Source organism: Yersinia sp. LJYL362 (genome assembly GCF_048323875.1).
Map to the genome: position 1 here is coordinate 1 of NZ_JBLWEX010000143.1, position 11,773 is coordinate 11,773.

The following is an 11,773-nucleotide window of genomic DNA, read 5'->3' on the forward strand; positions in this document are numbered from 1 at the left end:
ATCCGGGTAACTATGACGAATATATGACTGCGGCGACTCAAGCTCGCGATCGTTTGCTCTCTGATAACGCTAAGAAAAAGGCCCAGATCTCTGAGCTGCAATCTTTCGTCAGCCGCTTTAGTGCCAATGCCTCTAAATCCAAACAGGCCACTTCACGCGCCCGTCAAATTGATAAAATTCAGCTTGATGAAGTGAAAGCTTCCAGCCGCCAGAACCCATTTATCCGCTTTGATCAGGATAAAAAGTTGTTCCGAAATGCGCTGGAAGTTGAAATGCTGACTAAAGGTTTTGATAACGGCCCACTGTTTAAAAAACTGGATCTGCGCCTGGAAGTGGGTGAGAAAGTCGCTATTCTTGGGCCGAACGGTATTGGTAAATCGACTTTGCTGAAAACCCTGGTAGGGGATTATGAGCAGGATTCGGGTACTGTAAAATGGTCTGAAAACAGTAAGATCGGTTACTACGCGCAGGATCACGCCAGCGATTTTGAAATTGATCTCACGGTATTTGACTGGATGAGTCAGTGGAAACAGGAAAAGGACGACGAGCAGGCTGTTCGCAGTGTGTTGGGCCGTTTGCTGTTCAGCCAGGACGATATCAAGAAGAAAGTACAGGTCTTGTCGGGGGGTGAAAAAGGGCGGATGTTGTTTGGTAAGCTGATGATGCAGCGGCCTAACATTCTGGTAATGGATGAGCCAACCAACCATTTGGATATGGAATCGATTGAAGCTCTTAACATGGCATTGGAAATGTACGAAGGTACGCTAATCTTCGTTTCCCATGACCGTGAGTTCGTCAGTTCACTGGCGACCCGAGTCATTGAAATGACACCAAGCAAGCTGATCGACTTTACCGGTAACTACGAAGACTATCTGCGTAGTCAGGGTATTCAGTCCTGATTATTTGACCGCGTGTTAATAAGAGCTGATGCCATGCATCAGCTTTTTTTTGCCTGATATTCCGCTAATCCTTACCGCAAACCTCGCAGTTAGCGTCTTTTGCCAGTTTTAAACTCCGAAACTCCGCCGTCATGGCGTCATACATTAATATGCGGCCTGATATCACCTGCCCATACTGAGTCAGTAGTTTTATCGCTTCCATCGCTTGTAGATTGCCAATAATACCCACTAATGGAGCCATGACTCCGGCTTCAACACAGGTTAGGGCATTATCGCCAAACAACCGGCTCAGACAGCGATAGCAGGGCTGATTTTGCTCATAAGTAAAGACACTGACCTGCCCCTCCATACGAATCGCTGCACCTGAAACCAGGGGTTTATGCTGTGCATGGCATAGGCGGTTAAGTTGCTCACGGCTGGCGACATTATCAGTACAATCTAACACCAATTGGTGCTCAGCTATGGCAATGGCAAGTTGCTCATCCTCTAATTGAGTATCAATGGTTTTGATTATCAGGCTGGGATTCATCTCTGACAACGTCAGTGCCGCAGAGGCCACCTTAGACAGGCCAATACGGTTGTCGCGGTGCAGTATCTGCCTTTGCAGATTGGAGAGCGAAACCGTGTCAAAATCCAGCAGTGTGAGATGACCCACACCGGCCACTGCCAGATATTGTGCTGCCGCACACCCGAGGCCACCTAATCCAACAATCAATACCTTGGCGGCATTGAGTTTTTCCTGGCCGTCAAAATCAAAACCACGTAAGACAATTTGCCGGTTATAACGCAGGGCTTGTGCATCGGAAAGTTCAGGCAACATCTCAGCCTCCCAGCAGTTTCATATTCCAATGATTCGCTATATCAATAGCCCATTAAATAGCTCTATCTCAACAATTTCACCGGCTTCTACCGAGCCACGTTCCCGCTCAAGGACAATAAAACAGTTACCTTGGCTAAATGAGCTGAAGACATGTGAACCTTGATGGCCTGTCGTGCTGACTTCCAATTCGCCACGAGAATTCGTTGAGAAAATCCCACGCTGGAAATCCAAACGGCCCGGCGTTTTTTTCAACTTTGTTATCGTTTTTGCTTTCAGACGCAATGGTGGATGCCATTGCGAGTGGCCGGAGATTTTAGCAATAAGGGGTTGTACCAATTGATAAAACGTCAATGCCGCAGAGACTGGGTTACCCGGTAAGCCGCAGAACCAGGCATGACCCAATTTACCGAAAGCAAAAGGTTTGCCGGGTTTTATTGCTAATTTCCAGAAACCAATATCACCCAGTTCCTCCAGCATCTGTTTGGTGTAATCGGCTTCGCCGACGGAAACACCACCACTGCTAATAACCAAATCAGCAGCGGCATCGGCTTGCTCAAATGCCATGCGTAACGCCTGTTGGTCATCACGGATAACACCCAAATCAATGATTTGGCAACCTAACTGTTGCAACATCAAACGAACTGCAAAGCGGTTGGTATCGTAAATTTGCCCTTCACCCAAGGGTTGCCCAATTGGCTGCAACTCATCGCCGGTAGAGAAAATAGCCACTTTCAATGTGCGAAAAACGGTCAGCTCGGCAATCCCTAATGACGCCAAGAGAGGAAGTTGTGCCGCACCGAGTTTGACACCTGCGGGGAAAACCGCCGCCCCTTGTTCGATATCTTCACCTGCCAGCCGGATGTTTTGTCCAATCCTGGCATTGCTACTAAATGTAACACCTTGTTCGCTCACCACGGCTTGTTCTTGCATGATGACTGCATCGGCCCCTGCGGGGATAGGGGCGCCTGTCATAATACGAATACAGCTATTTGCTGGCCATTCTTCTTTAAACGGCGCACCGGCGAAAGCTTTACCCGCCACCGGTAAAGGCATTGTGCTGCTAAGCTCATTACAGCGCACAGCATAACCGTCCATGGCTGAATTAGCGAAAGGGGGAACGGCAATCGGGGATGTGATTGCGCTGGCTGTGATACGCCCCGCAGCATCAGTGAGTGCAATGGTTTCGGTTGCCTGTAATGGCGTGACCTGTGACAGCATTTTGGTCAGAGCTTGTTCCAGAGAGAGTAAATCCGAGGTATTACAGTGATCCATGCTGAACTCCGTGGTCTGATGGCACCGTCGCCAGAAGCTGTAACGGGTGCTGGGCAATCTATCAATTAAGAGAGCCATTATGGCAGAGATTGTTATGCGGGTGAATTGATGGGGGGCAAAGAGGTTACAGTCTGATACTGTACTTGAGTACTATCATTCTTTTTTATTGGCATTTTTTCGTCAGGTGGAACTGGAGGTAATATGGATTATCAAAAAATTCTGAAATTCTGGTTTAGTGAGATGGACCCCGCATTGTGGTTCAAAAAAGATGAGGACTTTGATGCCCATTTACGTCAGCATTTCGGTGCCATTTGGCAGGCTGCTTCGAAGGGAGAACTCGCACACTGGCGGCTGAATATTGAGGGGCGCCTGGCAGAAATTCTAATACTAGATCAATTCAGCCGAAATCTATTCCGCGATTTACCGACTTCTTTTTCTTGTGATGGTATGGCCTTGGTGTTGGCACAGGAGGCGGTCAGCAGTGGTAAAGATGGGCTGTTATCAGATACGCAGCGGGGGTTCCTCTATTTACCCTTTATGCACTCCGAATCTGCATTAATTCACCAGCAAGCATTGAAGCTATATACCGAATTAGGTAATGAAATTCAGCTGGATTATGAATTGCGTCATAAAGCAATTATTGATCGCTTCGGTCGCTACCCACACCGCAATCATATTCTTGGGCGAGTATCCAGTGCCGAGGAGCAGGCTTTTCTGTTACAACCCGGATCTGCTTTTTAGTCTAAAACTCCTTCCTAATAAACCCCACATTGTCAGCATTCTGTCTGTTTATTGAAGGGCAGAATACTGAGTTATCATGTTACAATTCAAGCCATTATAATGTCGCTTCAGTAAGTATTGGCTAAATAACGTTGAATGGTCGCCAGTAATTTCCCTGTACCACAACATGTATCATTATATCCTTCGGTATGTCGACGGTTAATAACCCGGTCATGGGGGCAGCCGCCATGACAAATAGAAAACCACTCGCAATGTTGCATTTTTTTAGTCGCGGTTTTTTCCTCATTGATGGCTTGTTGATTATGCGATGAATGAGCTAAAAGATCAGCCAGGTCAGTATCTAATAAAGATCCATAGATGCTACCTTTGTCACCCACATATTTGTCACAGGGAGAGATGTCGCCATTGGGTTCTAAGGTGATAATTTCTTGCGAGCAATTACCAGACCAATAACATGCGGAAGGTTTATTTTTAGCATTTTTCAGTACACGAATAAAATCATCAAAAACAGCAATATGTATCTTTCCCTGATAACCGTTTACCCAAATAGTAAACAGCGCTGATAGAAACTGGATAAATTGAGCATAACTAATAAATCCTTCGCCAACATACTGCCCTTTAACGAGTCTATTATCAGGAACTATATTAAGAAACTCAATGTGGGTTAATTCTATTGAAATAAAATAGTCCAACATTTCTTTCATGTCAGTTTGATAAACTTCTCGGTCAACAACAATAAGAGCACCATATGGAATATTATACTCGCGCAGTTTTTGTATTCCTTTGGCTATACGATCAGATGTCTTTCTTCCTCGATAATCTACCCGCCGTTTATCATTTACAGCAGGTACACCATCAAGACTAATTCCGACATTCATGCCAATACCTTTAATAAATATTAACCACTCATCTGAGATATTGACGACATTTGATTGCATGGTGTTGGTTATATATTGCTCTGGCCGCTTGAATTGCTGCTGCAACCAAATAAGTTTTTTAAAAAATGCTGGTTTTAGCAGTGTGATTTCACCACCATGCCAGACAAACTCAAATCTATTTACATTAGGAATGGCAAGGATCTGCCGTACTGTCCGGACGAGGGTATGAAATGATACCGTCTGATTGGGGCCTTCTGCCCACGAGTGGCAGTAGGTACAACGAAGATTACATAAACGGGTTGCCTTTAACACAACAACCAGTTTTTTTGCTTTGATCGTTTTGACTGAAATACTTTTTTTAATCTCTTCGTTGAATGTGTCTAGCTCATCATTATCGAGTAATTTTTTTGCTGGTATTTTACCAATAAGATAAGATGATAGTATTCTGTATTCACATGTCTCGAGTTTTTCCAGTTCTTTGAGGTCTATTTCGTTTATCTTAATACAATCAATATGTTTTACCAGAATCATATTATCCATAGTATATTCCTATTTGTTCATGTGAGTTTTCCGTCTCTCATATTTATTATTCTGTTGCCATATGCAGAGGCTTCATCTGAATGTGTAACCATAATAATAGTTGTACCTTTTTGGTTTATATATTTTAATTGCTGTAATACAGAGCGGGCATTTTTGCTGTCTAAATTGCCAGTAGGCTCATCAGCCAAGAGCAATGCAGGGTTAGATACCATCGCTCTGGCGATGGCGACTCGTTGTTGCTGACCTCCTGAGAGTTGCATTGGTTTATGATGTTTCCGGTTATCAATATCGAACAGGTTTAAAACTTGGTTAACTTGTTCGGTACGTTCCTTTTTTCCAATACCACGGTATTTAAGTGGTAAAGCAATGTTATCAAAAATAGATAAGTGTGAAATGAGATTGAATGATTGAAATATATAACCTATTAACAATCTCCTTAATATTATTTTTTGTGAATAACTGATGCCAATAATATCTTTCCCCGCCAGTGTAAATGAACCCTTGTCAAGGTGGTCAAACAGACCGATGATATTAAGTAATGTTGATTTACCTGAGCCTGATGGCCCCATGATAGAAACAAAATCACCTTTCTCAACACTGAAGTTTAGATGATTAAGGACCTTGGTTTTCATTGTTTTGGTGGTATAACATTTTTCAGCATTTTGTATGTTTAGCATCTTATTCGAACCCAATGATATCGTATTCACTATTGTTAGTCTCTGGGGGGGTGACAATGATTTCCCCTGCCTTTAGTCCTGATATTATTTCTGTTTTCATCGAGTTACGACGCTTTATTTCTATTTTAGATTTAATGGCAAGATCATCTTCTGCTTGATAGATATAGATAAAATTACTTCCATTATCATCGGAAATAATGCTGTCAGTAGGCACCATCAGCACAGAGTTACTTTTTTCTTGTAATGGGATTTGTATTTCAATAGATTGTCCTCTTTTAAGTAAGGAGGTAGTGCCCTGTAATGGGATTAGTTTTGCCTTGAATTTACCATTTTCAACAATAGTTGATACTGACTCAATAAGTAGTGGTGTTTCTTGACCATTTATTGTTGCCGCGATTCGACTTTGTGGCTTAATTTTATCGAGATAATATTCACTGAAGTAAACATTAAAATAATATGATTGAAGATTGTCTATGATTGCAATTTTTTCGCCGGGTTTTATTTGCTGACCCAGTTCTACATCAAGGATAGATAAAGCCCCATCAATGGGCGCTGTTATAACCAATTGTTCCATCCCGTTTTCTATAATATCCATCATTCTCTCCAGTAATAATATAGAATCATCTATGCTTTTGAATTGTGAGGGGAATGATTCTTTATTTTTATTATCATGATCTTTTAAGATTTCACTTTTAATTTTCCAGTTCTTTAACATACCGACTTGGTTTTCCAGTTCGGATTTTGCAATCATTGATTTCATGTCGAGGACTTGATGCCTTGCCAAATCTTTCGAAATAGTCATTATTTGATGCTGAGCCTCTTGTATAGCAAGTTTTGTCTCTCGTTCATCTTGTTCTAACTGTATTTTCATATTACGGAGATTGTTTATTTGCTCAGTAATATTCACTATTCTGGATGTCGCTTCCAGCATAAAATCGTAGTTAGATAAACGAATAATAACATCGTCTTTCGCGACAGTATCGAAAGCCTGTTTGGCGACTTCAGTGACTTTTCCTCCTCGTTCACTTGATACAATGATGCTTTCTTTAGGTACCGCGATAGCTCGGGTCGTCAGCACTTCTTGATACACTTCTGATTCAATAGTATGGAAAACTGCATTCTCTCGTGATATGAGTAAAGAACGCTGAGCGGTAGATAAATAATAAATATAATAAAGACAAGCAATAACAACCAATAATACAAAAAAAATAATTATCTTCGCAGTTATATTTTTGTTTTTTCTCTGCTCAATTTTTATATCCATAATTTTATTTCTTCTTCTGACTGTTTAGTCTATTACTATTTAAAATAAGTGTAATGGTCATAACGATAATTATGCATAAAATAAAAATAACAAATGAACTTGTCGCGTAAATATAAGCTAGCCCTTTAACTATACTGTATTGTGTCAGCCAATTATGCAATAACAGAAAACTGACAGGTAGTGATATTATTACTGCCATGACGATAGGAATAATGTTCTGTTGGATAAAGAAAATAATATGCGTATAAATTGATCCGCCAATAGACTCCATTATTGCTAGTGTTTTTTCGAGCCGTCTGGTCTCTGAGATGCTGATTATTATCACGCTTATTAATACTAATGTGACTGTAAATAATGTTACTGTGTTGATCGTATTATACATAAGGTTATTATTGCTGAAATATTCCTTATGTAATTTGTTGGCCGATTTTATGTGTTCAGTATTAACATGATGACGTTTTAATATTTTCTCTACTTTCCCGAAATCTTGAATGTTTTCAAGTTTGACTGCGCCATAGCGTTGGGGGGTATTTTGAATGAGAATAAGTAAGGGAGACGGTGTGTCCTCTCTATCTGCCAGATAAAAGTCATCGATAACATTCAGTACCCTAACTGATTGCTGTGAGTCATTCTCATTAATATAGAAAACAGTATTCAGTATATGGTCATAGGACTGTTGTCCCATTAGTGTCATAAACGATTTAGTGGCGATTGCATGGTAAATGTTGCTATTATCACTAGGCAATAATGGTTTTTTGTCGCCCGCCAGAATATTTATCCCCCAAGTATTAATAAAGTGTTCATTTACCTTTAGGGTGTTAACTGTGGCTAGTTTGTCTTTTTCTTGCTGATCGTTATGGAATACAGAAATATTATGTCGTGACATGTCAAATGGCCGCCAACTACTCAAAGAGATATTATTAACACCAGCTTTATTTCTTAATTCATCTTGTAAGTTGTTTATTGCGGTTTTTGATTTTAATTCATCACTTAGTATAAATGTTATTACATTTTCTTTTTCATAACCAAAATTGTAATTTTTCATAAAATGTATCTGTGTCATTATACCCGCCCACAGGTATATGATGATACCTGCAATAATGATCTGCATGCAGAACATAATACGAGTCATATAGTGTGACTGAGATGATTGTGCAGCAATGCTGTTACTATAGGTATTATTAGGCAAAGTAAGCGTCAGCAAAAAGAGGTAGTGGGCGAGCAAAATAGCTGCGTAAGTTAGCGCCACAGTAATAGACAACGCGGTTGAGAAGTCATCACGGCCATGAGTAAAGATAAGCTCTCTGGCACTATCCGAAAATTGCATGAGTGACATCAAAATAAAAAGAGCAACTAACAGTACAAATGCAGTTTGGAATGTAGCAATAAAAAATGCTTCTGTGATTAGCTGGTAATGGGACGCGCCAACGGCTTTTTTTATATAGAAGCTGTTTCTCTTTTTTGTATTTATCACATTGTTAATATTAAAGAAATTCATTATTGTAGCAAAAAAAACAAACAAACCTGAGGCGTATAAAATATTTAAGTATGAACTTGAAACTACAGTGCTTATTTCATCAGGTAATGCATTGTCGTAATGGATATCAGCAATACTACGTGCTGAAAGCTGAATGAATTCTTCTGGACTAAAAGGAGCACCTGGAAGTTGTGGTGCGTGCTGGATAACGTGAGAATTTAGTTGCTCTGGGGTGGGGTTCATCCCAGGTTTCATCGTGATAAAAGCGTAGGCATGGGTATCATACCAATCATGTCTTTTATCATGGTAGCCATCTAATATTTCAGGAGCGAACGCGATAACTGCGGTCGTTTTAAAACGGCTGGATGGATTAAATTCAACAACATCTTTAATGAGAAATTGGCCTTTATCACCTAACGTTATGACATGCCCTTGAGGGTTATCCAGATGAAGATATTGTCGGTTAAACTCTGGGGTAATGATAATTTCATTCTGCGCCAGATAGAGATTTTTTTGTTGATAAGGATTTAATGTGTTAAAAAAATCAGTACTAACCGCATAGATATCAATATTTGAATACGTTTTATCATTGACATGTAGGTTGGTGAAAATACGTACGATGTAATCAATATTCTTGATGTTTTTATCATTTCTTAATACGGAAATAAGTGGGAAGGGGATTTGTGCTGATTTCACTTTATCGCCGTTAGGTAGGTCAAATGATGTTTCTATCCGATATATATCTTTATAGTTATTATTATGTTTCTCAATACGAGAGTCTGTTAAATAAAGAACTAATACAAAAAATAGTGAGATCAATCCTATGGCTGTTATTAGTATTGCTAACAGGCTTGATACTGGGCTTAGCTTCAGATCATGGAAGAATTCACTTGTTAGCATGGGAAATATCTCACTAATTTTAATAAAATAGAGTAATAAGTATTATTTTATTTCTGCAATCTATCAAACGATAATAATTATTACATTTAAGATGCTAGTGACAGCATCTTAATTTGTTTTAATTAAAGATGTCATTGTCTAATTTATTGTTGTGTAAAGCTTTTTGACCAATTCCATGCGGTTATTTGGTTGTTGGAGTTGCTGCGTTTTAGATTTTCTATTTCACTGTCATTTATAGAAAATGAATTATTTTTAAATGATTGTTCTAACGACTCTAACTTAGTCTTTAATGCCATTAAATGAGCGTTATTTATTCTTTCATTTGATTGATTTGAAGTAAGCATATAAATCTCCTTTTAAGTTTATTCCTTTTTTGTTCTACTCAGCCTCGGTGAGTATTGAGCCATTTATTTGTAATTCTTTTCTCTGATTTTATCAATGTTTTTTTCATCATGCTTTTTATAATAATTCATTAATTATGATATTTAACTAAAGGATTATTAGTTATTAGCGTAATGATAGTGAGTTATATATCAGCGATAAAATAAAAAGCCCCAAAAGGGGCTTTAAGGTTTCTATTATTGTTGATCGGCTGTGTTATATCCGTTAGCGATGTAAGTATTCCGCATGGAAACGCAGATGATCTTCAATAAATGTCGCTATGGTGAAATAGCTGTGATCATAGCCCGGCTGAATACGCAAGGTCAGAGGCCAATCGCGTTGACGAGCCAATTCTGCTAATTTTGCCGGTTGTAACTGATCGGCAAGGAATTGATCTCCATCTCCCTGATCGACCAATATTGGCAACTGGGTTTGTGCATGCGTGAGTAAATGGCAGCTATCATATTGTAACCATTGACTTTCATCAGCACCCAGATAAGCACTAAACGCTTTGCGGCCCCACGGAACCTGACACGGATTGACTATAGGTGCGAAAGCAGACGCGGATTGATATTGCTGCGGATTGCGCAATGCCAACATCAGCGCACCGTGGCCGCCCATTGAGTGACCACAGATAGATTGGCGATCACTCACACTGAAATGCTGGTGGATCACCGCAGGTAACTCTTGGCTGACATAGTCGTACATATGAAAATGCTTGCACCAGGGCGCTTGTGTCGCATTCAGGTAGAACCCAGCCCCTTGGCCTAAATCATAGCTGTCATCATTAGGTACGTCATCGCCACGCGGGCTGGTATCTGGCATCACCAGTACCAACCCGAGCTCAGCCGCGATCCGCTGTGCGCCTGCTTTCAACGTGAAGTTTTCATCATTACAGGTGAGCCCCGATAGCCAGTAAAGGACCGGCGGCGGGTTATCATCCCGTGGTGGTGGCAGATAGATGCTGAAGGTCATATTGCAATTCAGGCTGCTGGCGGCGTGGCGATAGCGTTGCTGCCATCCACCAAACATCCGGTGCTCTTCGAGAAGTTCAAGTGACGTGTTCATGCGTTGTCTGCCTCCTTGCTCTATTTGTTTTGTGAAGTATGTTTTTGTGATGATTGATCAAAATGAATCACGGTACGGATAGATTTGCCTTCATGCATCAAATCAAAGGCTTCATTGATTTGATCCAAACCCATGGTATGAGTGATGAAATCATTGAGGGCAAATTTCCCATCCAGATATTGCTGCACAATACCCGGTAATTCTGAGCGACCTTTGACTCCGCCAAAAGCAGAACCACGCCAGACTCGGCCTGTCACCAGTTGGAATGGGCGAGTTGAAATTTCTTCACCTGCGCCCGCGACGCCGATGATGACCGATTCGCCCCAACCTTTATGGCAGCACTCTAAAGCTGAACGCATGACATTGACGTTACCAATGCATTCAAATGAAAAATCGACGCCGCCATCGGTCAGCTCGACAATCACATCCTGGATAGGTTTATCATAATCTTTCGGGTTAATCAGGTCAGTCGCACCCAGTTTGCGGGCCAGCTCGAATTTGCTGGTATTGAGGTCGATCCCAATAATCCGGCTAGCACCGGCCATTTGTGCGCCAATAACTGCAGATAAACCAATGCCACCTAGGCCGAAGATTGCCACGGTATCACCCGGTTTCACTTTGGCAGTATTGATAACTGCACCCATGCCAGTGGTCACACCACAACCTAACAAACAAACTTCTTCTAATGGCGCTTCTTTATTGATTTTTGCCAGTGATATTTCTGGTACCACGGTCAATTCAGAAAAAGTTGAAGTGCCCATGTAATGGAAAATAGGCTGGCCATTCTTCGAGAAGCGAGTGGTGCCATCGGGCATCAAGCCTTTACCTTGAGTACTGCGAATTGCCTGACACAGGT

The 11,773-nt window shown here is 40.9% G+C and carries 11 protein-coding genes; 2 read left to right on the forward strand and 9 right to left on the reverse strand.

Annotated elements, in window-relative coordinates:
• On the forward strand, window positions 1-899 hold an 899-nt coding region (locus tag ACNSO8_RS06645; protein WP_418394176.1), incomplete at its 5' end, for an ATP-binding cassette domain-containing protein.
• A 64-nt stretch (window positions 900-963) separates the two neighbouring features.
• Here ACNSO8_RS06645 and moeB read toward each other — a convergent pair.
• The gene (gene moeB / locus ACNSO8_RS06650) at window positions 964-1,719 is read right to left on the reverse strand and encodes a molybdopterin-synthase adenylyltransferase MoeB (RefSeq protein WP_418394177.1); all 756 of its coding nucleotides are present in this window, start codon (window positions 1,717-1,719) and stop codon (window positions 964-966) included.
• A gap of 36 nt (window positions 1,720-1,755) precedes the next feature.
• The gene (gene moeA / locus ACNSO8_RS06655; RefSeq protein WP_418394178.1) at window positions 1,756-2,991 is read right to left on the reverse strand and encodes a molybdopterin molybdotransferase MoeA; all 1,236 of its coding nucleotides are present in this window, start codon (window positions 2,989-2,991) and stop codon (window positions 1,756-1,758) included.
• 201 nt (window positions 2,992-3,192) lie between these two features.
• Between moeA and ACNSO8_RS06660 the strand changes: the two genes are divergently transcribed.
• Complete coding sequence (locus tag ACNSO8_RS06660; protein WP_418394179.1) at window positions 3,193-3,732, forward strand: DUF924 family protein; 540 nt, start codon at window positions 3,193-3,195, stop codon at window positions 3,730-3,732.
• Window positions 3,733-3,839: 107 nt separating this feature from the next.
• Here the strand turns inward: ACNSO8_RS06660 and darE are convergent, their stop codons facing one another.
• From darE to ACNSO8_RS06695, 7 genes are all read right to left on the reverse strand, one after another.
• Window positions 3,840-5,150, reverse strand: coding sequence for a darobactin maturation radical SAM/SPASM protein DarE (gene darE, locus ACNSO8_RS06665; RefSeq protein WP_418394180.1), 1,311 nt, complete (start codon window positions 5,148-5,150; stop codon window positions 3,840-3,842).
• Window positions 5,151-5,167: 17 nt separating this feature from the next.
• Complete coding sequence (darD, locus tag ACNSO8_RS06670; protein WP_418394181.1) at window positions 5,168-5,827, reverse strand: darobactin export ABC transporter ATP-binding protein; 660 nt, start codon at window positions 5,825-5,827, stop codon at window positions 5,168-5,170.
• Between the two features lies 1 nt (window position 5,828).
• On the reverse strand, window positions 5,829-7,091 hold the full coding sequence (gene darC / locus ACNSO8_RS06675; RefSeq protein ID WP_418394182.1) for a darobactin export ABC transporter periplasmic adaptor subunit: 1,263 nt from the start codon (window positions 7,089-7,091) through the stop codon (window positions 5,829-5,831).
• Window positions 7,092-7,095: 4 nt separating this feature from the next.
• Complete coding sequence (gene darB / locus ACNSO8_RS06680) at window positions 7,096-9,468, reverse strand: darobactin export ABC transporter permease subunit (RefSeq protein WP_418394183.1); 2,373 nt, start codon at window positions 9,466-9,468, stop codon at window positions 7,096-7,098.
• Window positions 9,469-9,611: 143 nt separating this feature from the next.
• The gene (darA, locus tag ACNSO8_RS06685; RefSeq protein ID WP_418394184.1) at window positions 9,612-9,812 is read right to left on the reverse strand and encodes a darobactin family peptide antibiotic; all 201 of its coding nucleotides are present in this window, start codon (window positions 9,810-9,812) and stop codon (window positions 9,612-9,614) included.
• A 262-nt stretch (window positions 9,813-10,074) separates the two neighbouring features.
• Window positions 10,075-10,917, reverse strand: a complete 843-nt coding sequence (fghA, locus tag ACNSO8_RS06690; protein WP_418394185.1) for an S-formylglutathione hydrolase — start codon at window positions 10,915-10,917, stop codon at window positions 10,075-10,077.
• A gap of 20 nt (window positions 10,918-10,937) precedes the next feature.
• Window positions 10,938-11,773, reverse strand: an 836-nt coding sequence (locus ACNSO8_RS06695) for a zinc-binding dehydrogenase (RefSeq protein WP_418394186.1), incomplete at its 5' end; no start/stop codon positions are given.

Bases quoted from the DNA above. Each gene is read 5' to 3' on its own strand.
- darC (WP_418394182.1), bottom strand. From the start codon at position 7,091: ATGGATATAAAAATTGAGCAGAGAAAAAACAAAAATATAACTGCGAAG.
- fghA (WP_418394185.1), bottom strand. From the start codon at position 10,917: ATGAACACGTCACTTGAACTTCTCGAAGAGCACCGGATGTTTGGTGGA.
- darE (WP_418394180.1), bottom strand. From the start codon at position 5,150: ATGGATAATATGATTCTGGTAAAACATATTGATTGTATTAAGATAAAC.
- darD (WP_418394181.1), bottom strand. From the start codon at position 5,827: ATGCTAAACATACAAAATGCTGAAAAATGTTATACCACCAAAACAATG.
- moeB (WP_418394177.1), bottom strand. From the start codon at position 1,719: ATGTTGCCTGAACTTTCCGATGCACAAGCCCTGCGTTATAACCGGCAA.
- ACNSO8_RS06660 (WP_418394179.1), top strand. From the start codon at position 3,193: ATGGATTATCAAAAAATTCTGAAATTCTGGTTTAGTGAGATGGACCCC.
- darA (WP_418394184.1), bottom strand. From the start codon at position 9,812: ATGCTTACTTCAAATCAATCAAATGAAAGAATAAATAACGCTCATTTA.
- darB (WP_418394183.1), bottom strand. From the start codon at position 9,468: ATGCTAACAAGTGAATTCTTCCATGATCTGAAGCTAAGCCCAGTATCA.
- moeA (WP_418394178.1), bottom strand. From the start codon at position 2,991: ATGGATCACTGTAATACCTCGGATTTACTCTCTCTGGAACAAGCTCTG.